At 67.6% G+C, this 21,359-nt stretch carries 21 protein-coding genes; 13 read left to right on the plus strand and 8 right to left on the minus strand.

The annotated features are described in order from the left end of the window. Positions 1 to 43: 43 nt before the first annotated feature. Positions 44 to 1,429: an MBL fold metallo-hydrolase gene (locus tag BLU81_RS45385; RefSeq protein WP_092555687.1), complete on the minus strand. Its 1,386-nt coding sequence runs from the start codon at positions 1,427 to 1,429 to the stop codon at positions 44 to 46. A gap of 75 nt (positions 1,430 to 1,504) precedes the next feature. On the opposite strand from BLU81_RS45385, the gene BLU81_RS45390 reads away from it, so the two are divergent. The 5 genes from BLU81_RS45390 to BLU81_RS45420 all read left to right on the plus strand — a co-directional run bounded on the left by BLU81_RS45390 (position 1,505) and on the right by BLU81_RS45420 (position 5,479). Continuing rightward, entirely contained in the window at positions 1,505 to 1,828 is a 324-nt protein-coding gene (locus BLU81_RS45390) for a transposase (RefSeq protein ID WP_157752060.1), read from the plus strand. After that, positions 1,825 to 2,721, plus strand: a complete 897-nt coding sequence (locus tag BLU81_RS51240; RefSeq protein ID WP_092555691.1) for an IS3 family transposase — start codon at positions 1,825 to 1,827, stop codon at positions 2,719 to 2,721. Before BLU81_RS45390 ends, BLU81_RS51240 begins: the two co-directional genes overlap by 4 nt. A 20-nt stretch (positions 2,722 to 2,741) precedes the next feature. After that, entirely contained in the window at positions 2,742 to 3,089 is a 348-nt protein-coding gene (locus BLU81_RS51245; RefSeq protein ID WP_269461123.1) for a tyrosine-type recombinase/integrase, read from the plus strand. A 1,265-nt stretch (positions 3,090 to 4,354) separates the two neighbouring features. Further along, a complete protein-coding gene (locus BLU81_RS45415; RefSeq protein WP_092555695.1) occupies positions 4,355 to 4,666 on the plus strand; it encodes a transposase in 312 nt (103 codons plus the stop codon). 264 nt (positions 4,667 to 4,930) lie between these two features. Next, the gene (locus tag BLU81_RS45420; RefSeq protein ID WP_092555697.1) at positions 4,931 to 5,479 is read left to right on the plus strand and encodes an ATP-binding domain-containing protein; all 549 of its coding nucleotides are present in this window, start codon (positions 4,931 to 4,933) and stop codon (positions 5,477 to 5,479) included. 38 nt (positions 5,480 to 5,517) lie between these two features. On the opposite strand, the gene BLU81_RS45425 is transcribed toward BLU81_RS45420, so the two are convergent. Next, positions 5,518 to 6,729 carry a hypothetical protein gene (locus tag BLU81_RS45425; protein WP_157752061.1) on the minus strand — a complete coding sequence of 404 codons (1,212 nt, stop codon included), beginning with the start codon at positions 6,727 to 6,729 and terminating at the stop codon, positions 5,518 to 5,520. Positions 6,730 to 6,750: 21 nt separating this feature from the next. Here BLU81_RS45425 and BLU81_RS48970 point away from each other — a divergent pair, with 21 nt between their 5' ends. The 7 genes from BLU81_RS48970 (at position 6,751) to BLU81_RS45455 (ending at position 13,795) form a co-directional block, all read left to right on the plus strand. Next, positions 6,751 to 6,960 (plus strand): hypothetical protein, encoded by a 210-nt coding sequence (locus BLU81_RS48970; RefSeq protein ID WP_157752062.1) that lies wholly within the window; start codon positions 6,751 to 6,753, stop codon positions 6,958 to 6,960. Continuing rightward, positions 6,957 to 9,227, plus strand: coding sequence for a DUF4365 domain-containing protein (locus BLU81_RS45430; protein WP_092555701.1), 2,271 nt, complete (start codon positions 6,957 to 6,959; stop codon positions 9,225 to 9,227). The genes BLU81_RS48970 and BLU81_RS45430 overlap by 4 nt, the downstream gene beginning before the upstream one ends. Before the next feature lie 101 nt (positions 9,228 to 9,328). Beyond that, positions 9,329 to 9,973 carry a hypothetical protein gene (locus tag BLU81_RS45435; protein WP_092555703.1) on the plus strand — a complete coding sequence of 215 codons (645 nt, stop codon included), beginning with the start codon at positions 9,329 to 9,331 and terminating at the stop codon, positions 9,971 to 9,973. Positions 9,974 to 10,124: 151 nt separating this feature from the next. Next, the gene (locus tag BLU81_RS45440; RefSeq protein WP_092555705.1) at positions 10,125 to 10,418 is read left to right on the plus strand and encodes a hypothetical protein; all 294 of its coding nucleotides are present in this window, start codon (positions 10,125 to 10,127) and stop codon (positions 10,416 to 10,418) included. A 581-nt stretch (positions 10,419 to 10,999) separates the two neighbouring features. Continuing rightward, entirely contained in the window at positions 11,000 to 11,413 is a 414-nt protein-coding gene (locus BLU81_RS45445) for a hypothetical protein (RefSeq protein WP_092555707.1), read from the plus strand. A gap of 342 nt (positions 11,414 to 11,755) precedes the next feature. Beyond that, positions 11,756 to 13,336: a hypothetical protein gene (locus tag BLU81_RS45450; RefSeq protein WP_092555709.1), complete on the plus strand. Its 1,581-nt coding sequence runs from the start codon at positions 11,756 to 11,758 to the stop codon at positions 13,334 to 13,336. 48 nt (positions 13,337 to 13,384) lie between these two features. Further along, positions 13,385 to 13,795, plus strand: coding sequence for a hypothetical protein (locus BLU81_RS45455; protein ID WP_157752063.1), 411 nt, complete (start codon positions 13,385 to 13,387; stop codon positions 13,793 to 13,795). A 2-nt stretch (positions 13,796 to 13,797) separates the two neighbouring features. On the opposite strand, the gene BLU81_RS45460 is transcribed toward BLU81_RS45455, so the two are convergent. From BLU81_RS45460 to BLU81_RS45470, 3 genes are all read right to left on the minus strand, one after another. Further along, on the minus strand, positions 13,798 to 14,520 hold the full coding sequence (locus tag BLU81_RS45460) for a hypothetical protein (RefSeq protein WP_092555713.1): 723 nt from the start codon (positions 14,518 to 14,520) through the stop codon (positions 13,798 to 13,800). 424 nt (positions 14,521 to 14,944) lie between these two features. Next, the gene (locus tag BLU81_RS45465) at positions 14,945 to 15,745 is read right to left on the minus strand and encodes an HNH endonuclease (protein WP_157752064.1); all 801 of its coding nucleotides are present in this window, start codon (positions 15,743 to 15,745) and stop codon (positions 14,945 to 14,947) included. 35 nt (positions 15,746 to 15,780) lie between these two features. After that, positions 15,781 to 17,316, minus strand: a complete 1,536-nt coding sequence (locus BLU81_RS45470; protein ID WP_197686058.1) for an AAA family ATPase — start codon at positions 17,314 to 17,316, stop codon at positions 15,781 to 15,783. Between the two features lie 289 nt (positions 17,317 to 17,605). Between BLU81_RS45470 and BLU81_RS51250 the strand changes: the two genes are divergently transcribed. After that, entirely contained in the window at positions 17,606 to 18,544 is a 939-nt protein-coding gene (locus BLU81_RS51250; RefSeq protein ID WP_231953837.1) for a helix-turn-helix domain-containing protein, read from the plus strand. 186 nt (positions 18,545 to 18,730) lie between these two features. Here the strand turns inward: BLU81_RS51250 and BLU81_RS45480 are convergent, their stop codons facing one another. From BLU81_RS45480 to BLU81_RS45495, 3 genes are all read right to left on the minus strand, one after another. After that, positions 18,731 to 19,276 (minus strand): pyridoxamine 5'-phosphate oxidase family protein, encoded by a 546-nt coding sequence (locus BLU81_RS45480; RefSeq protein ID WP_092555717.1) that lies wholly within the window; start codon positions 19,274 to 19,276, stop codon positions 18,731 to 18,733. Between the two features lie 18 nt (positions 19,277 to 19,294). Beyond that, positions 19,295 to 19,942 (minus strand): class I SAM-dependent methyltransferase, encoded by a 648-nt coding sequence (locus BLU81_RS45485; protein WP_092558586.1) that lies wholly within the window; start codon positions 19,940 to 19,942, stop codon positions 19,295 to 19,297. Positions 19,943 to 20,479: 537 nt separating this feature from the next. After that, positions 20,480 to 21,334: an IS5 family transposase gene (locus BLU81_RS45495; RefSeq protein ID WP_092555721.1), complete on the minus strand. Its 855-nt coding sequence runs from the start codon at positions 21,332 to 21,334 to the stop codon at positions 20,480 to 20,482. Positions 21,335 to 21,359 lie beyond the last annotated feature (25 nt).

Consider the following 21,359-nt stretch of genomic DNA (forward strand, 5'->3'; position numbering starts at 1 on the left):
GATGATGGTCGTGCGAGCAGGCGCAACGTGCGGTTCTGGTGGCTCAGACGGTGGCGGGTGCCTTGGTCAGTTGCCAGGCAGCGTAGCCGCCGAGCAGGTCGGAGACGTCGGGGTGGCCGGTGGCGCGGAGCAGGCTGGCGGCGACCGACGAGCGGTAGCCGCCGGCGCAGTGCACCACGACCGGCCGGTCGGCGGGGATCTCGGCGAGGCGGTGGGGCAGCTCGGCCAAGGGGATGTGCGCTGAGCCGGCGATGGCGCCCTGTTCGCGTTCGCCGGCGGTGCGTACGTCGAGGATCACGGGTGGCTGTGCATGGTCGAGGGCGGTGCGCAGGTCGGCGGCGGTGATCCGGCTGGCGCGGGTGAGGTCGGCTTCCATCTGGGGCAGCGCGGTCTCGGGTTCGTGGAGGTAGCCGAGGACCTGATCGAAGCCGATGCGGGCGAGGCGGATGACGATCTCCTCGGCACGGTCGGGTTCGGCGACCACGAGCAGCTGGTCCGCGGGCTGGGCGACGGTGCCGGCGGTTTCGGCGAACCGGCCGTCGGCGGGGATGTTCAGGGCGCCGTGCAGGTGTCCGGCGGCGTAGTCGTGCGGGTCGCGGGCGTCGATGACGATGGCGCCGGCGGTGCGGGCGGCGGTGAAGTCGGTGACGGTCAGCGCTTGCGGTGCGGCGGTGTGGTCGAGCAGGTCGCGGGCTTGGCGGTTGAGGGCGGCGTCGAAGGCGAAGTAGCCGGGTGCGGCGGGCTGTCCGGCGGTGACCAGGGCGAGGAACTGCTCGACGTCCATCGGGGCGCAGGCGTAGTTGGTGCGGCGCTGTTCGCCGATGGTGGACTGCCGGTCGGTGGACAGGTTCTTGCCGCAGGCGGATCCGGCGCCGTGGGCGGGGAACACCCGCACCTCGTCGGGCAGGCTCATGAGTTTGCGCTGCACGCTGTCGTGGAGCATGCGGCCGAGTTCGTCGGCGGTCACTCCGGCGGAGGCGAGCAGGTCCGGACGGCCGACGTCGCCGATGAACAGCGCGTCGCCGGTAAGCACGCCGTATGGCACGGTATCGGCGGTGTGTTCGAAGACGAGCACGCTGATCGATTCGGGGGTGTGCCCGGGGGTTTCCAGGATCTGCAGGGTGACGTCGCCGAGGCTGATGCGTTCACCGTCGGTGAGGTGCCGGATCGGGTATTCGGTCTCGGCGCGCCGGCCGTAGCCGATCCAGGCGCCGGTGGCCGCGGCGACTTCGAGGTGTCCGGCGAGAAAATCGGCGTGGAAGTGGGTGTTGATGACCCCGGCGATGGTCAGGCCGTGGGTGCGGGCGTCGGCGAGGTATTCGCCGATGTCGCGGCGCGGGTCGACGAGTACGGCCTGGCCGGTGGTCTCGTCGGCGATCAGGTACGAGGCCTGCGACAGGCAGTCGAGGTAGTACTGCGTGAACAGCATGGTCTTTTCTCCTGTGGTGGGCCTGCCCCGTTTTGACGGACATCCAAGATCAGGAGACCTGTGGTCTCCGGAAGGATGTCCATCATCATGGAGAACGTGGGAAAGAAGCGGGCGCGGCCTCGGCGATCGTTCACGGCTCAGTTCAAGGCCGAGATTGTCGAGTTGTGCCAGCGTGGTGACCGTACGGTTCGGCAGGTCAGCCAGGATTTTGACCTGACCGAGACCGCGGTGCGGGACTGGGTCAAGCAGGCCGACATTGACAGTGGCAGCCGCAGCGACGGGCTGACCTCGGATGAACGGGCCGAGCTCGCGGCGTTGCGGCGGGAGAACCGCAGGCTGCGCGAGGACGTCGACATCCTCAAACGAGCGACGGCTTTCTTCGCGAAGGAGACTCGGTGAACGTATACCCGTTCATCGAGGCGGAGAAGACCGGCGAGCACAACGTCAAGCGTGCGTGCGAGCTGCTCAAGGTCTCCAGGTCCGCCTACTACCAGCAGAAATCCGGCGTGAAGTCCGTGCGAGAGCGCGTCGACGCCCAGCTCACCGAGCTCATCACCGCCGTGCACGCGGTGTCGAAAGGCACCTACGGTGCGCCACGCGTGCATGCCGACCTCGCCGAGGACGGCCTGCGACACGGCCGTAAACGCGTCGCCCGGCTGATGAGAGCCGCCGGGCTGGCCGGCAAGAGCCCGCGCCGATGGCGGACCACCACCATCGCGGATCCGAACGCCGGTCAGCGTCCCGACCTGGTCGGCCGTGACTTCACCACCGATCCGGCCGCGATCGACACCCGCTGGTGCGGCGATATCACCTACATCAACACGTGGCAGGGCTGGCTGTATCTGGCCACCGTCATCGATCTGGCCTCGCGCCGGATCGTTGGCTGGGCCGTCGCCGATCACCTCAAGACCGACCTGGTCGACGCTGCCCTGACCGATGCCCTGGTGCGGCGCCGGCCCGCGTCCGGACTGGTCTTTCATTCCGATCGCGGCTGTCAGTACACCAGTGCCCAGCATGCCCGCCTCGCCGCAGCTCACGGTGTTCGCCTGTCGGTGGGCCGTCGCGGGCAGTGCTGGGACAACGCGGTCGCCGAGTCGTTCTTCTCCACCATCAAGACTGAGCTGCTGCACCGGCAGCCCTGGCCCACGCACACCGCCGCCCGCCAGGCCATATTCGAGTACATCGAAGGCTGGTACAACACCCGCCGCCGGCATTCCAGCCTCGGCTACCTCAGCCCGACCGCTTTCGAAGCCACCGGTTCACACCGGCTAACAATCAGTCAGGCAGCCTGACTAAGATCAACATATCGACCCTGTCCGTCGAATCGGGTCAAGCCCACCCGGACAACCTCACCGACCGGTTCAACCAAATCGCTGTCGCCGCGAAGGTCAGGCCCCTCGGACCGCATCAGATCCGGCACATGCTCGCCTCGAATCTGCTCGACACCGGCTACGGCATCCATGAGGTCGCCGAGAGGCTCGGCCATGACCCGGCCACACTCATGCGCTACTACGCAAAGGTCAGCGCCGTCCGGCGCCGGCAAGCCAGCGACCGGATCGCCGAACTGGTCACAGCACCTGAGCGTCAGGTTCCTCGGGCTGATTTCAGCACACCTTCGCCCTCGACGGTGGCACCCATTGAAGGCCCAGAAGCACCGTGATGCTGACCCGGTCGGCCCAAATGGCGATATGCTATTTCGCAAGGCAGGCTCGATTCCAGATCGCTTCGGCCTAACAGTGGCGGGGGAGGGCGTGCTTCTCATGGGCTGTCAAGTGGTCGAGGCGTCAACCCGACTTCCGCGCCCTGAGCGGACTCGCATCCGCCATTTCGGGCCAGTGCGGGAATGGTCAGCCTATTCGGAAGTGCGCAAGCGCCTTCGTCTCTCCAGAATGCTTGCCTGGACCGAACGGCAGGCACCGCACTTGATCGGGCGTGGTCACATGCCTGGTCACAGCCTTGATCAACTTCTCCGGGATTGGTTGAAATCGGACGGCATAGCAGTGTCGTTCTGTCCGGATCTGCGTATGAAATAGCACAAGTTGATGTTACTTAACACAATCGTTATATGGCTGGGGGTCAAGGGGTCGCAGGTTCAAATCCTGTCAGCCCGACGCAGGTCAACGGCACTTTACCGGTAGTCCCGGGTAAAGTGCCGTTTTCTGTTTGGGGGCAACTTGGGGGCACGGAACCAAACTGCAAACCCCATCCAGACGGTGGAAACCCGCCACACAAGACTGGGCTGACCCCAATTGATCGCATCGGGATCAGGATCTCGGATCCCCGGCGGAATCATGACTGCACGCGTTGGATGTCGCTGGGGGCATTGGACTGGAACGCTGACACCGACTTTGATGTGCGGCTCCAGGATGTTCCGCTGAACAACCTTCGTCCGGGCGTCGCGGTGTATCGGGCGGGAACCATCGACCTCGCTTCGACACGGCCGGAGGACGTGCTCCTCGTGGTCGAGGTGGCTTCCCGGGTCGGAGACGACAGGCCGGATTTCCAAAGCTGATCAATGTGAGCGGGCTGGAACTCAGTTCTACTGGCGGGTGGAGTGGCCCGCCACTGATGTACTTCTCGTTTACACGTACATTCTTGACCCTGCGGGTGCCGAGAATGTCATCCGTGCTGGTCATGCGGCATGTTCGTATTCGTGGAGGAGTCCGCCGAGTCGATCATGTCGGTGGACGCGCAGGCGCGCGAGGTCAGCTCGCTCGGTGGTCGGGTCGGGTAGTGCTCGCAGGGGTCGGGCGTTGGCGATGCCTCGGTGGGGCCGGTGCTGATTGTGGTGGTGTTCGTACTCGTGCAGAGCGTGTAGCAGATGTGCCTGATTCCAGATCAGGGTCCGGTCGAGTAGTTCGTGCCGGCAGGACTGGATTCACCGTTTCATGATCGAGTTCATGCGAGGCATCCGCACCCCAGTGAGTGCGGTCTCGATACCGGCGTCGGCGAGGATCCGGCCGGCACATCACCATCAGCCGCTGGGAAACCCACCTGGCCACCGCCCGCAACCGGCAACGCGACCCGGCCTGGAAGACCGACTACCAGGCCACCCGCCCCAAAGTCGAACGAAAGATCGCCCACCTGATGCGCCGCCGCCACGGCGGCCGCCGCGCCCGCATGCGCGGACTGCTCCGCGTCGCCGCCGACTTCACCCTCCTCGCAGCCGCCACCAACCTCGCCCGACTCGCCACCCTCGGCCTCACCCACCAACCCCGCGGCTGGGCCCTCACCTGACCGGCGGAGAGAGTGCCACCTGCCAGGCAAAACAGCCCCCACAGCAGCCCCTGAACGCCTGCAACCGCCGCCGAGCCACACGCCAGCCCGACGAAGCGGCCACCCACACTCCAGACCAGCCAGACCAGCCAGACCAGACCCTGATGGCTTATTCGCGTGTTAGGCGGGTCAGAACCTAGCCAGATATCGCTGCGATCACCGAGGATCACCACTTACCAGAACCGTCGTTTACGGCTTGCGGCGCAGGACCCCCGAAATCAGCCATTGTGGACCGCGGGCGGCGACATCCTGCCGCTGGAGTTACCGTCACCCGACAGCGTGCCGAAGGCCGCCGCGACGCTGCTGGCCGACATGGTCATCCGCGCCGCGTTCGGCCAGCCCAGCGTGTTCACCGAGGACGCCTACCGGATCCTCGCGATCACCGATCCGCCCGCCCGCGACCGGCTGCGGCCACGCCTGACCGCCGTCCTGGACATCCTGCGGCAGACCACCGGCAAACGGCCGGTCGACACCGCCTGGAGCGCACTGGTCGCCGCGGTGGGCACCGAATCCGGGCGCCAGTTCCCCCGTCGGCACCCCACGCACACCGAGCCGCTCGGCTGGCTGCGTGACTTCCTGCTGCGTTCGGTGGCCGCGCCGGTGCCCGGCCTGACCGTGCATCAGGCGAAAGGACGGGAATGGGACGCCGTCGGTGTGCGCCTGACCGACACGGAGCAGGCAGCCCTGCAGATCGGCCTCGACCCGCTGAACAGCAACCACCGCATCATCTACGTGGCCCTGACCCGAGCCACCTCGACCGTGGTCGGAGTATGAAACCCATCCGCGGCGTGTGGTGCCGAGCCAGCGGTGTGTCAGTTGAAACCGGCGAAGATCTCGGCAGCGTCCTTGAGCTCCATCGTTCCCTGGACGGTGAGAACAACCACCGTCACAACGGTGCCGACGATCGCCGCAGCGATCATCGCCTTCTTCAGGTGTTCCAGGTTGTCGCTGACCGCGACGAGCCGAGCCGACAACCGGGCGGCGGCGCCGCCGCGCCGAGCTGACCAGTCGGCGTCGAAGACGGCCGGATCAGCGACGATCGTCTTGTAGGCGATGTCGCCGGCCGGTCCGGTGAGCACGACCAGCACCGCCACCACCAGTTCCCGGATACGGGGTGTCAGCTCGCCCGACAGCGACTGCGGGGAACGCAGAAACGCGGCGATCTCGTCGCTGGCGCTCCACATGAGCACCGGCAGCGGGTGGCCGGAACGAGTACCGGACGTCGCCGCGACCCGTTTACCGATCTTGTCCAGGTGCGCTGCCATCACCGTCAGACGATCACGAAGCTGGTGTCCCGCGTCGGGAACCCGCACCGGGTGTGGTGAGTCCAGTGCGGGATCCGGGTCAGGCTCAGTGGTCAGAACCGCCGTGATCGTCGGAAGCGTGTGGACCACGACGAACGCCCGCTTCCAGAACCACCACGCCAGGAGGGCGACCACGGCCGGCAGATAGAGCGTCGCCTCGGCGGCGGCACGCGTGAGCACATCCAGTTCGGCCGGTATGCGATCCCCGCGGGGCGCAATCGTATAGACCACCGCGACGGCGATTGCGGCGCCACAGCGCAGCCGGTATTCGGCCCGGGCGAAGGCGGCCCGCTGCTGGTCGGTCTCGCTGACCTGATCACCGGTCAGGGAGAAGTCGGTGAACCGACGATCGGTGCCGGCCCGGCTGACAATGGTGACGGCGGACAGGATCCCGATCTCGGTGGCTACCACCGTCGTGAACAGCGCCAAGCCCACCGTGAACCGTGACTCCTGGAGGAACATGAGCGGCAGGAAGATCATCGAACTGGCGAACGGAAACGTGAGCACCCGCAGGAGTTCGCGGCGTGGCTGCAGGTACCACCGCAGACCTGCCCGGCTCCAGACACCGGCACTGCGCAGCGCCGTGAACTCTGGACGCGATCGTTCGGCCTTGACCATCCAGGCGGCCATCTCCGACATCAGGACACCGGTGACGCCGATCGAGAAGGTCAGACCCACTGTGTAGGTCAGCAGCAAGGCGGCCCAGGCCGGAACCTGCACGCGAATCTCCTTCAGGGTGGGATGCTGCGGGAAACCGTGGCCGCCAAAGAGATGGGCGAGGCCGATGTCGCCTTCGAAGCAATGCATCGGTTGCGGGAATGTCGTACCCGGCCGATACGGTGTGGCCTCGTGGATGACCTCACCAGCGTGCAAGGCCCTGTCAAGAAGGCTGCTGACCTGCATGCGATGCGCCCCGCGACCGGTGACGTGCAGAGCGGCCGGCTCAGATGACGGCGACGTCCGCGCAGATGGAACGGATCGGTGTCGCCGCTGTCGACGCCGCGTTCTCGGCGGTGGGCTGGGCTTTTCGGGAGCAGATCGTCGCGGACCACGGGATCGACGCGCATGCCGAGGTCGACGGGCTGACCTCGGTGCCGACAGGGCGTTATCTGGCGGTACAGATCAAGTGCGGGCCGTCGTTCTTCAAGAGCAGCACTGCCAACGGCTGGCGGTTTCGTGAGGACACGAAGCATCTGAACTACTGGCTGGCCAACCTCATGCCCGTGATCCTGGTGCTCGTGGACCCACAGACCAAGATCGGCTACTGGGTCCAGATCACCCACGAGGCCGTCCACTACACCGGCAAGGGCTGGTGGATCGAGGTTCCCAAGACGCAGGTCCTCGACGAAAGCTCGCATCCGGCGCTGCGCGACCTCGCCCTCGCCACGATGCCGGCCCTGCCGGATCCGGTGGCCCAGGCCCTGCCGTTGTTGCCGCCGTCGGCCGTGCAGGCGCTGTCCGCGCTGGACACCGTCGACCGTGACGGGTCGCTGAGGCTGGCCAAGGTGCTCACCGAAGGCCGCGCCCGGCCCCGGGAGACGGTCGAGGCGCTGCTGACCGCGAGCCAGTCCTGGCCGCATGCCACTTTGCTGCGGCTGGCGACGATCGGCGCGTACGCCAACGAGCACGGCCACCGGGACCTGGCGGCAGCCGCGTTCGCACTGGCATCCGAACGCGCCCCGGCCACTGGTGACGGCGTCGAGCGGCTTCGGTTACGCGGTATCGCGGCTCTGATGGCCTTGTCCGCGGATGACCGGGACCGGGCTGCCGAGCTGCTCGGCGATGCCCGTGCGACCGCCGGGGCCAGCCTGCTCGCCGATGTCGCCGTGCGTGCCTTCGACGCCGACGAGGCCGGCCGGGACGACGCCTTGGAGTCCTTGCTCGGGGCGATCGGGGACGAGCGTCTGGATGCCGAACCCACGTGTCTGCTGTTCCTCGCTGAACGGGCTTTCGTCCACGGTGATCTCCACTCGTCGCTGGAGCTGTACGAACGAGCGTGCCGGCGGCATCCTTCGATCATCGGCGGCAGGCTGGCTCTGGCCCGGGTCCTGATAGAGCGGGTGCTGCAAGGCCGATCGGTGATGCCGCACCCGGATCAGCAGAAGGCACTCGAGCTGGCCACCGCGGTGCGGGACGAGATCCGCCGGTGGTCGGGCCCGAGCGAGACCGCGCACCGGACCATCGTGCAGCAGCGCATGATCGCCCAGGCCTTCGCCGAGGTCATCCACCTGGCCACCCCGGTAGCGTCCGGCGGTGCCGCCTTCGAGCGCGAGGCCACCGACCCGGTCGTCGCCACCTGCGGCGCGCAGGCCGGCATGGCACTGGGCAACCACGCCCTGGCGGCCCGGTTCGCCGACGCCATGCGCGGCACTCCGGCCGAGCCGATGCTGCGGGCGATCACCGCGGACCCGGATCTCCCCCGCGACCAGACGATCACGGTGTGGCGGGAACTTCTCGCCACTGCCACCACCCCGTCCGCCACCCGCAGCTGCCTGCTGCAGCTCGCCACCCGCGGCGCGCTCACCGCCGACGACCTGACCCGGCACACCGAGGACGCCAACCTCGACGACGAGGATCGGACCGTGTTCACCGCCCGCACCATCGCCGGCGCCGGCGACCTCGACACCGCGATCGTGATGCTGCAGCCCCTGACGTCACCGGCAGCCCGGGAGATCCTGGCCGAACTGCTGCACGCCGCCGGCCGGTCCGGCGAGGCCGTCGCCGTGTGCGACGACCTCTGGCGGCGGACCCACACGCTGAAGGCTCTCCAGGACAAGGTCAACATCCTGGCCGAATCCGGTGACCTCGACGGCGCCGAAGACTGTGCCACCGTCCTGCTGGCCTCCCGGGAACTCCCCGCCGAGCACCGAAGCTTGCTGCACTGGCGCCGGATTCAACGACGAGCGGCACAGGGTGACTGGGATGGCGTGCAGACCTGCTGCCGCGACGCATTGCAGGACCAGCCAGGTGACGACATCACCTGGGCACTGATCTGCGCACAGCTCAACCAGGACGACTGGGACGCGGCCTGGGACACCTACCGCCAGTTGCGCCCCACGGTCGGCGACTCCGCCCTGGTCCGGCCATGGGCCGAACTGCACGCGAGGTTCGGACCGGTTCCCCGGCAACAAGCACTCGCCGCCGAACTGGCGGCCCGTTTCGCCGGCGACCAGGAGGCCGCCGAACATCTCGCACGCCTCAGCGCGGCGGCACCCTGACGGGCGGGTTGCTCACGCCCGTAGCGGAGATCCGCCGCCGGCTGGCTGCTGCCAGCGCTGTTCCTGCCCGAAGATGGCCTCTCACGTTCGAGACTGCTCGTATGTCACTGATGGAGATCCCGGCTTCAGGACGAGTACGCGTCGCATACGAGGCCGCACTGCGGGAACTGCAGACCCTTGGTATCGAGGAGACCGCGAAAGCCGAGCTGTCGCGGAGCATCGCCTGGGAAGTCAGCAGCGCGTTCGCTACCGGCCCCGGCAGCTTCCCCGCCGTAGATTTCGGCGATACGGGTCAGCGTGACCTGACTGCGGAGAACACCGCGGCCACGGTCCTCGGCGAGAACTACGACGAGGTTCATCCGGTCGCCGGGAGCAGCATCTCTCTGGCGATCACCGCAGCCTGGACCGCTGTAGCGGCCTGGGAGGACTGGCGTGTCAGTCCGCAACGATACCGGCGGCCCGGCCAGCGCGATGCCCTCGTCAACGCCGGCCGGTGGTTCGGCGGGATCCTGAACGAACAGAGGATCTCCGAGTTCACACAGGGGCGTGTCACCTTCGTCGGCGAGTACGACCGCAAGAAATACGAGGTTGCCGAAGCCTACTTCACGATTCCTGATGGCGACGCCGTCCAGATGTCGCTCGGGGATTGGATCGTCTGTGAAGAGGGACGGTGGTTCGTCCTTACCGATGGCGTCTTTCGCGATCGGTACGTGCTCGACTCGGTATTTCCCGGCAGCCGCTCGTAGATCTTTGGCGGGCAGAGACGGGATCGGTCCCGGCGTCACTTGTCGGCCACGATCGGGAGGCCATCGACTCGGTCGTCGCGGCCAGCGGGGCGAAGGCCGCCCGCGGGCAGCCCGGTTCACCGGCGCGCTACGCGGAACCGCTGCCGAGCCGATGCTGCGGGCGCTCACCGCGGACCCGGATCTGCCCCGGGCCCAGACTCTCGCGGTGTGGCGGGCCGCCCTCGGCACCGCCGAGAGCGTGGGTACGGCCCGGACCTGCCTGCTGCAGCTCGCCATGCTGGGCGCGCTGACGACCGACGACCTGGCGAGGTTCACTGAGCGCGCCAACCGCGACGACGAGGACCGGATCCTGTTCACCGCCCGGAACATCGCCGGTGCCGGCGACATCGCCACCGCGATCACGATGCTGCAGGAGCAGAGGTCACCGGCCGCCCGGGAGAGTTAGGCCGAACTGCTGAGCGCCGCCGGACGATTCGCCGAAACCGTCGCCGTGTGCGACGGCATCTGGGAACGGTTCCACACGCGGAAAGCTCTCCAGGACAAAGTCAACATCCTGGCGGTCTCCGGGACCTCCACGGCGCCGAAAACTGTGCCGGCCGGCCTGCCCGGAGTTGCCCGCCGAACATCGGTGTCGGCGGCGCTGGCGCCGGATCGAACACCGGGCGGCCGGCGGCGACTGGGGTGGCGTGCAGTCCTGCAGCCGCGACGCCCTGCAGGACCAGCCCGACCACGATGGCGGCATCACCTGGGCCATGATCTGCGCCTAGCTCAACCGGGGCGACGTCGACGCGGCCTGGGACACGTACCGCCAGAGGCACCCTCCCATCGGTGATCCGGATCTGGTCCGGCCGCGGGCCGACCTGCACCTGAGGTTCGGCCCGACGCAACAGCCCCGGGAGGTCGCCGCCGAACTGGCGGCCCGGTTCGCCGGCGACGCCGAGACGATACGGCAGCTCGCACGCCTGGATGCCCTGCTGCGGTGACTGTCAGACGGCCCGTGTCAGGGCCGGCCGGTAGCCTGCGGACATGGAGTTACCTGCGGATTTTCAGGAACGGGTCGGTGCGTTACGTCATCCCGACACGTTCCTGCGGCAGGTCCTCGCCCTGTTGGCCGAACGGGAACAGGCCGACGCGCAAGCGCCTGCCTTCGCCGCATGTCGGACCGCCTGGCAGGCGTTGGACCCCGACCTCGCCCACCGGTACGCCGCAGCGATCGGTACCCCGTGGGCGATGATGATGTCCCGGCTCCGGCCGCCGCCCGCCGAGCCCGGCAGACCGCCGGGCAGGAACCACATCGGTCCGGTGCCAGCCTGGAGCCCGCACCGAGACGTCGATACCGGCGCCGTACGGGCCGAACACCATCGCCAGATCCGGCAGCGGCACGCTGCGGCCGGCCTGCCCCTGCTGCCGGATCTCTTTCTACCCGAGGACCGCCCCTGACAGCGCGCCCACAACGCGCGACCCCGGTGGATGCCCGGCCGGGTCACCGCAGGGCGGTTGTGTGCCGGTCAGCGGCGCTGGCAGACACATGTGCGCCGGTCGGCGAGTTGTATCGGCTCCGCGGGGCCGGGCGACACCGCCGCCACCGATCGGTTCTGCGACGAGACCGGCACTGTTCGCCATCTCGGTCCCCCTCACCGAGAAGGATTGGACTCCGGAAGTGATCGACGACTCCCGGCTTACCCGGTCCGCATCAGGAACAGGCTCTGGACAGAATCCAGGGTGCACCGCGATCCTGACTGGACCCGAATGAACCGAACAACGTCGATGCTCGGGGGTGCCATGTCGCAGGAGGATCCCTCCGAGCAGGTGCTGGCCCGCATCAAGAACGATTCGGCCCAGGCTGCGCTGCGGGACTGGCTAGATGCGCACTCGGCGACGCTGGTACCGGAGAGCTGGACCGGCGAGGGATACACCGAGGCGCAACTGCTCGGCGCTCAGCTTCAGGTCTACGGCGCCTCACCGGTCGTCGTCATCGTGAAGATCAATCCTGCCGGTGGCGGTATCCGGGAGTACAAGGCCCATCGGCGAGCGCTCGCCGACGCGCCCGACTTCGCCCGGGCGCACCTGGCGAATCTGGAGACCGGCTACATACCCGTGCCCGGTGGAGGCTCCGTCGTCGTGCAGAGCCCAGCGGGCGGCGGTCTCGACGAGACCTCACAACTTGCCGCAGCCCTGCTCACCTACCGGTCGCCGGAGGACCTCTGCCGGAGCATCACGACGTCGTTGCTGGTGGACTGGAACCCCGGTGCGGCACTGACGGTGGAACCCTCATCGCTCGGCGCCGTGCTCGACACCGCACTCGGTGCCAGGCTCGCGGAGACCGGGACGATCACTGCCTGGGCCGGTGGGCAATCCGGGCTGCAACGTAACCCGCGCCCTCGGCTCAGCGCCGGGCCGGAATCACTCGTCAACCCCTTCGCCTTGATCGGCGAGGATTCGTGGGGCGGCGACGAGCGGTTGAACCTCTGGCACGGCAGGAGCCATGGTGACCTGCATCCGGGAAATCTGCTGGTCGATCGTCGGCGCCAGTCGTACTGCCTGGTCGATCTGTCCCGGTACAGAAAAGACGGTCTGCTGGGCCTGGACCAGGTCTATCTGAGCCTGACCGCCGTTGCCGGTGCGATTGCCGGCCTACCCCAGCGGGGCCGGCAGGACCTGCGCGACTGGTTTCTTGATCCGGTCGAGGACATCACCGTCGAAGGGCTGCCGGTATACCTGCAGCAGCTGCTCGTCGGTGTCGACCAGGCGGTCCTGGCCTGGGCGCGTGGGCAGAACAACGTCACCGGCTGGCGGCGCCAGCGCCTGATCTGCCTGACTGCCGTCGCGCTGATCCTCACCGGCCGCAGCAAGCTGCTCCCGGCCGGATCCCGAGCATGGTTCTTCGAACTGGCCGCGCGGGCGGCGACACGGTTGACCGAACGGATGCCGGGCTTCCCCGGACCGGACGACGCTCCCACGGCGCCGTGGCCGTCCATCACCGCCCCGGCCACATCCGGCGACACCCCGCCGGCCACGGTCGTCAGCCTGGACCAGCGCCGCCGCGAGCGCCAGAGTGCACCAGACACGCAGCCGGATCCGACCACTGCGCAAGCCGAATACTGGACCCGGCTGGCCGCCCAGTTGGGCGCCGCGGTGTTCGACGCGCCGACCGGGTCAGCGATGACCGCCCGCACCCACGGGCTGCGGCTACTACTCGCGCAAGCGCCCATCGGGACCGGCGGTGACCTCGACCGCTACCTCGCGGAGCTGGCCTGCGCCCTGGACGACGCGATCCGGCCCGGGATCTCACCCCCCGACCGCCACGCCGCCTGTACCCGGGCCGACCGGCTGCGCGCCTGGGTCCTGGACCTGCTCGGCTGACACGCCGCGATCATGGCCGGTGAACTCGCTGCGTTCGCCAGGACCGTCGTGACCAAGCTGCAGGAGATCCGGAGGATGACCGAGGTCTCCGAGGATCTGGAACGAAAGATCATCAGCGTGATCGGCGGTATCACCCGCCTCCGGGAGCAGGCGGCGTCGCTGACCGGCGTCGCCGACAGGCAGATGATCAGGGCCATGGACAGGGAGTTGTCACAGGTTCGGCGCCGTCTGGAAACCTTCAAACACCACGCGGCCAGGGGCGGTCACGGCTCCAGGTACCTGATCGACCGTGACGACCTGGCCGAGAACGTCGCCGATGCCGTCGACAAGGCAGCGGACTACTTCCGGGACGAGGTCTCCCGGGCGGACCCGTCCGCGCTACGCGACCGGTCCCGGCCATCGATCATCAGTGTCCGGATCGACCAGGGCAACGACGGATCCTCCCGCTATGCGAGCTGAGCTCAGTCCGGCGGCTCGGTGACGGCACGTTGCGCCAAGGCCACCGCCGTGTTCACCGGTCTCACGAACTGCGTACGAAACCGTTCGGCGTCGGCGTAGGGCCCGACGAACAAGGCCAGCTCCGGCAGCATCCCGATACCGACCTCCGGCTGCGCCGCCTGCGGGCGCACCTGTTCGTACTCGGTGATCAGCCGACGCAGGTACTCCTCGGTGGTGCAGATCGCGGCGATCAGCTCCGGCACCGAGGTGAACACGCTCCCGTCGAACGGCACCGTGCGCGCCATCGTCTCCAGCGACAGCTGCGCGTCCAGCAGGACCTCCATCAGCTCGTCGTAACGAGCCACCCGCACCGAACGGTCCGCCGGATCCACGGCATGGGTGAGAGCGGTGGCCCGCAGCAGCCGCCGCGCCCGTTTGACCGCGTTGTACTGGTCGACGAGCTCGCGAAGGTAGCGCTGACGGGCCTCCTGCACGCCGGTCGCGTGCAGCTCGCGTTGCCGCAGCCGTTCGGTACGGCGGTCCGCCTCCCGGTTGAAGGCCTGCACCAGTAGCGAGACACCACCGCCCAGCACAACGATCAGCACGAACTGCAGCAGGGCCTTGTATGCCTCCGCACCGACCCGGCCGGTGACCGTGTCGTGCCACACGATCAAGGCAGCGGCGGCACCGAGGCCGATCACAGCACTCGCGGCGACCGCGAGCTGGCGTACACGAGACCGTTCCATGCCATCGATAGTGGTAACCCTGTTCAACCCCGGGCGGTCACCTCTGCCGACGGCTACACCCGGACAACCCAGCGCAGTCTCGGACCCGTGAGATCCCCATCGGTACCGGTTCGGTCACGCGATGCGCCAGTCGCCGGTGGTGGTCCGGCCGATACCCTCCGGGACCACCACCGGCGACAGCCGCGCTGCCGAAGATCGGACCCGGCCGACCTGGCCGCGATCTACTGGGACATGTACACCGGCCGGGACCGCATCGAAACGGTCCACCCCGCGCTCACAACCGGTTAGACAGATCCCGTGACCCGCATCGTGAGCCACCACCGGTACACGACGCGGCTCCCTGCCCGGCACGCCAGCACTGGCAGGGAGCCATCGGCCCGGGCGACTGTGCCGACCCGGATCGGCACCCGGCCCTTGCCAGTGTTCACGTGCCGGTGAGGAAGCCGGGGTCAGCGGCCAGGGCCTCATACAGGGCGTGCTGCCAGCAGTTGACCGATCTCGCCGCCGCCCAACTGGCCGCAGCCTCGCGCAGATACTCACCGACCGCTGCCAGCCCGCTGTGCTGGCGAAGCCGATCCAGCATCAGGCGTTCACCGGAAATCTGCTGTACCGCCTGCGGGCCGTACAGCGCCGCCAGTCGGAACTGGACGAACTGGTGCCGGATCCTGGCCTGCGTCGTGGTGGTGAAGGCCGCGTCCGGTTCGGCGGCGAAGACGACCGCGATGGGATCGAGTGACACCACCCGCGCGACCAGCCACCGGCCGTGGTTCGCGTTCTCGAAGTACGGATGAAAGGTCTGGGTCTGGCTACTGGCCGCCACCTTGTCGTTCTTGCGGTGGTTGCAGTCCGAGCAGGCCGGGACGAGATTGTCGGGCAGGACCGCCAGCAGCGGATAGGACGACTTCGGGAGCTGATGATCGAGGGTGCTGACGTCCCGGTGCCCGCAGAACGGGCAGCGTCCCATCGGCGCCCTCGACAGCAGGTCGTCATAGCGCTGCCGGCCCATGCTGTTCTGGACCAGGCCCTTCTCGTACAGCCATAACAGCGCCGCGTGGTCGGCCGGGTCCTCTGGTCGGCCAGCCAGGTCCCTCAACAGGTGCAACCCGCCGAAGTGGGCGGCCGGCACGTAACGGCGGGCCGCCGCGGCGACATCGGGGATCAAGGCCAGGAGCCGGTCGGACCGTTCCCCCTTACGGGAACTGCTGGCACAGACGGAGTAGAGCATTCCGTTGTCCTCCAACGGCCGGGGCACCGGCCACATCACAGCTCTCCGCCGCTGTCGCGGATGGCGATCAGCGTCCGCGCGATGCCCTTGGCCTCGGTGCCCAGGCGGCCGCTGAAGTACTGCAGCAGCGTCTCGTAGGTCATGCCGTCGCGGACCGCGTTGCGGATCGTGCGATGGTAACCGGAATCGGTCACCTCCAGCGAGAAAACCTCATGGGTCAGTGTGCCGACGTTCTCCCCGAAAGTCTCCAGCAAGGGCCGCAGTGCGACGGCGCGAGTGCGGTGCCGCTGGACCAGCGTGACGCAAGACGACGGCACCTCCTGCAGCACAACCGGTGAATGGGTGGCGACGATCGCGACTCCGTTACGGTCCAGCAACAGGTCCGACAGTGCCCTGACGAATGCGGCCAGCAACGGCGGATGCAAATGCGCCTCCGGCTCATCCAGGACCACCAGAGTACGCTCGTGAACCTGGTCGACGAGCCGGGTGATGGTGAGCAGGACGATCGCGTGCCCGGAACTCAGGTTCTCGAACAAGGCGACGGCCATCTCACGGCGCTGTTCATGGGACGCGACGGCGAAGTCGGCCATCCAGGAGTCGTCCTCCAGGAACCCGGAGCCGGAGTAGCGCAGGGTGTTCACCGCCCGGGTCCACCGTTCACCGGCCGGGCCGGCCAGGCAGGTGTCCAGGCTCTTGGAGAACATCCGGGCCAGTTGCCGGCCGGTCAGCGGGGCCGCGGGCTCGTCCCCGCTTGGTTCGTGCAGCCCGATGTGCACGTGGGGTACGGCCTGCTGCGCGCTCGGGATCGACACGAACTTGTCGAAGGCGCTGAAGGAGACCGCCACGACGCCCCGGAAAGTCCGCTCGGAGACGGCGTCTTGCTCGAAGATCTGCCCATCGCGGGCCGGGTCGGTGTTCCGGTCGGCGACGGCACGGACCAGGCTGCGCAGCAGATGGGACTTGCCGGCGGCGTTCCGGCCGATGATCACGTGGATGTTCGTCGGCGGTTGCACGCCGGGGGTGACGGTGAACTCCAGCCGCTGGGTCCACAGCGGGCCGATGTCGGCCGGTCCGTCGGGCGGCCGGTACTCGAACGCGTACGGTGTCACTCGCGCCCCGCCATTGGCGATCCGGCGCAACTGGTTCTCCACGACACCGACTGGAACCCCGCGCAGCAGCGAAGTGGTCGTCACGTGCAGAGTCTCGGCCCGGCGTAACAGTGCTCGGTCATAGGCCAGGTCCCGCAGCGCGGTGAGCACTTCGACGCGGACAGCGGGACCGAACCCGGCCAGGTTCTCGTAGTAGGTGTCGTCCTGGCCCAGGGAGAAGAACCGCTCGTCCAACTGCTGGAACTGCTGCGGCAGGTCGCCGGAGGCGGTCCAGCGGTCCGGGACGTTGAACCCACCGAACTTGACCTGTCCCAGATCGTGTTGGGTGCCTGCGGCGTCGATGATGAGCAGCCGGAACATGGTGACGTAGCCGTAGTCGTCCCACCGGTCTCGTACCAGGAACGCCTGCCCCCGATACGGTGACAGGTCGGCGTGGCCGTATTCGATCTGGCTGAACAGCACGCAGTCTCCCCAGGTGTCTTCTGCCCGCTGGCGCACCAGCCCGTTGCCGTGTCACGGCAACGGGTGGCGATCACCGGCGTCGAGGATGGTACCGGCCGGTCACCGGGCCGGGACTCTGTCGCCGGAGAAACTTCCTTGCCACCTGGTTCAACCCTGCGGGTGCCGAAAACCTCATCTGCCCTGTTCGCAGCCATCTCCGCGGCCGATGCGTGCGGCCCGGACGGGGTTGGTTTCAGTACCCGGAAATCGGGGATGCTCGATGCGTCCTGCTCGGCGATGATGATCGGTTGTGTTGCTGCGACTGGCCTACCTCGGTGTGACCAACGCCCTCGCGCTGCTGCGGCTGTTGCCGATGAGCGACCGGGACAAGGACGCCGAGATCCTGGTGTTGCGTCACCAGATCATGGTTCTCGAACGGCAGCTCGGTGGCGACCGGGTCCAGTTCGCTCCCGCGGACCGGGCGTGGCTGGCCGCTGTGCTGCACCCGCTACCCCGAACGGTGCTACACCACCTGCGGCTGCTGGTCCGCCCGGACACGGTGCTGCGCTGGCACCGTGATCTGATCGCCCGCCGGCACGCCGCACAGTCCCGGCCCCGCCGGGCCGGACGGCCACGAACCCTCCGATCGATCCGAACCCTGGTCCTGCGTCTGGCTCGAGAGAACAGCGGCTGGGGCTACCGGCGCATCCACGGCGAACTGCTCGTCCTCGGGGTGAAGGTCGCCGCCTCGACCGTCTGGGAGATCCTGAAAGACGCGGGCGTCGACCCGGCACCCGAGCGCACGAACAGCACCTGGACGACGTTCCTGCGTTCCCAAGCCCAGGCGCTCATCGCCGCCGACTTCTTCGAAACCGTGACACTGACCTGTTCACGCTGGGTTGTTCGGGCCCCACAGTTCCATCGATTCCTGGCCCCAGCCGCCGCGATTCCAGACCGCATGGCCCCACACAGCCGTCGATGGCCGAGGGCGTCATCGTGGCCCCACAGGGTGGCGCAACTCGGGGCCGAAGTGCTGCCGCGCCGGTCTTCGACCGGCTTGCCACCGAATGGCCCCCAAGGCGTCGCTGGTGGGAGCGCAGCGCCTTGGGCAGGGCTGTCTGGCTGCGGACTCGTCGAGGCTTGGCCTGCTGAAATGCGGCTGTTCCATCCCTCGGGACCGATGGGGCCAACTGGAGCTGGAACTCCCATCGACCCATGGACACCCGTCACAGTTGTCCTGTGCCAGTGAAGGTGAGGCAGAGAGAGGCTGCGGAGCTGGGCTGCCTCATCTTTGATGGCAAGGTCGCCGGTGTTGTTTGCCATCGAAGATGAGGCAAACCGTGGTTTCGGTTGTCCGGTCCGCGGATGGATGGCCATCGGCCGTGTCGTTGGCCAGGACCGAGAGAGATGGACGTGGACGGCTGGTCCGGCCAGCCTAGTTGGCCTCTTCTGCGGCGTGGTTGTCCAGCGGGGGCCGCTTCCAGAACTGCCGTGCCGCGAATCCTTCGCGTCGAAGCCAGTGCTCGGTATAGACGATCCGGCTTGGCTCGATCACCACGAGCGTGTCGTATGGCGGTTCGGCGAGTGAGCGGCCTCGCTCGGCGTGCTCGCTCTCCCAGCGGAACGCGGCCCAGTAGTGGTCCCGTTCGGGATGGTCAGGAGGTAGCACCCGCGCCTCGCCGAACAGCTGTGCTCCTCGGCTGCTGGCCAGCCCGACCAGCGGAGCGAAGATGCCCACGGAAACCCGGGGGTCGGCGGCGATGTTGCGCATTTTCGGCGACCGGGGCGCGGCAGTGAACATGATCGCGAAGTCGAGCGAGTAGTAACGCACCGGTGTTGCCAACGGGCCTTCGGGTCCGGTGGTGGCCAGCACGCACATGTTCTGCAAGGACAGCAGATTGAGGATGCGTTCATCAAGCCGTTGTCGCGGTAGCCGGTTGGTCGGCATTGGTTCCGAGAGCCAGGGGTTCGTCAGTGGCATTCTGCTCCGTCCATGAGGTCACCGCTTCACTGCGAGGATCTGCAGCGCGTTCGCCGAGTTGGCGTTCATCGTCTCGACGGTGATCTGCCGGGTGGTGTCGATGGTGAACCCATCGAGCAGCAGGTTCTGCAGCCAGTCGGCGGTGTGGTGTCGGCAGATCGCGCCGTCGTGGGTCTCGAAGACGCCGTAGTTTCCGTAGGTTTCGGCATGCTGTTGATAGCGGGCCTGGCTGCGCTGGTCAGTTTGCAGGAGCAGGTCGCTGACATAGAGCAGCCCGCCTGGGCGGAGTACCCGAGAGAGCTCGGTGACGAGATTTTGCTGCCCGGCATCGGTCGGAATGCATGTGAGAACGGCGAAGAGGAGTATCGCGTCGACGCTGGTGTCTGGGTAAGGCAGTGCAGGCGGGTTGGGTAGCGCCCGGAAGGTGAGCGTCGGATGGCTTTGACGGGCTCTCTCGATGAGGTGGGCGGAGGTGTCGACGCCTTCGATGCGGGCGAAGCCCTGCTGCTGAACCTGTCCGGTGATCCGTCCATAGCCGCAGCCGTAGTCGATGATCCGGGCCGAGGAGGGCAGCCGCGATAACCATGCGAAGTCGATCGGATGGGTGAAAGTCTTCGCCGCGCCGGCGGTTTCCCAGAAGTGCCGCTGATTGTCCAGCTCCGACATGATCTTGATTGTCTCACGCTTGAGCAGGACGGTTGTCATCGATGTCGGGCGACGCGGTTCCGGTGAGATCCGCCGAAGGGCACTGCTCAACCGCCGATGGCCAACCTTCGCCTGGCCGACTATCGACCGACGGGATAGGCGGCCGTCGTGGAGTTGCGGTGGGTCATGGCGCGGATGAGTTCCGCGGCGAGCCAGTGTCCGCGTGCTTCGGCTTCGGCGAGAGGTGTGGTGCCGTAGGGGCCGGGGCGGTGGGGGTCTGCCCCGCGGGCGAGGAGGAACGCGGTCATGTCGACGTGTGCGGGCTCGCCGGTCCGGCGGTGACGATCCTGTTCGACGGCGATGGCGTGCCGTAGCAGGGTCCAGCCGTCTCCGTCGTCGTCCTCGATGTCGTGGCCAGCGTCGAGCAGATCGCGTAGAAGTATCAGGTTCTGCTCTTCGACGGCGCGGTGAGTCGGTGTGATCGAGTCAGCCCGTTGGACCGTCGGGAGAGCGAGGCGTCGGCAATGGCTGGTGACATAGAGCGACCGGCAATAGGTTTCACCTGAGCCGGCGGGTGGTGGGTCTGGTGTCCCAGCGGTAGAGCGTGCGGGCTCGTTGGATGAGTTGACGGATCGTGACGATCGCGGCGGCGAGGTACAGGTAGAAGTCGATGATCTTGGCGTCGCGGTCGGTGCAACGGCGGATCTTACCGAAGCCGTTCATCCACGAGTTCGTCCGCTCGACCACCCAGCGTTTGCCGATCTGGATCGGGGCGGGCACGCCCTTGCGGGCGATCTGCGCGTCGAAGCCGATCTCGTCGAGCAGTTCCCGGCTGCGTTTGCTGTCGTAACCACGATCCAGATGGGCGGTGACCTGCTCAGGCCAGTAGTAACGGAGCTGGGTGCTGCACGCTTCGAAGGTGTCCCGCAGCAGCGGCGAGTCGTGCCTGTTCGCCGGGGCCCCGACGATCCCGAGCGGGATCCCGTAGCCGTCCACACCGGTCGAGCGTTTCATCCCGCCTTTGCCACGGTCGACCGGAGACCGGCCGGCCCGGTCGCCGCCGCACGGCGCTTTCGTGATCGCGCCGTCGGCGCTGACGTCGGCCAGATCCAGGCCGATCATCCGGTCATAGGCATCCAGGGCCAGCTCATGGACCTGTTCACCGAGACCGGCAGCGGCCCACGCCTGCAGACGACGGCGGATGGTTCGGTCCGAACAGGCGGCCGACGCGACGCGTTCATAGCCGGAGCCGTGCACCAGAGCGGCGATGACATGCTCGAACACCACCCGGTCCGGGATCCGGCGGCGGTGGCAGCCCAGAGGATGCGACGGATCGAACTCGGGTCGTTCAGGCCACAGCGCGGCGAACTGGACCCAGACAGGTTCGAACGACGAAGATGGCAGCGCAGGCACGGGACTCCATCGGTCACGAAGCGTA

Origin of the sequence: Actinoplanes derwentensis (genome assembly GCF_900104725.1) — a bacterium.
GTDB lineage: Bacteria > Actinomycetota > Actinomycetes > Mycobacteriales > Micromonosporaceae > Actinoplanes > Actinoplanes derwentensis.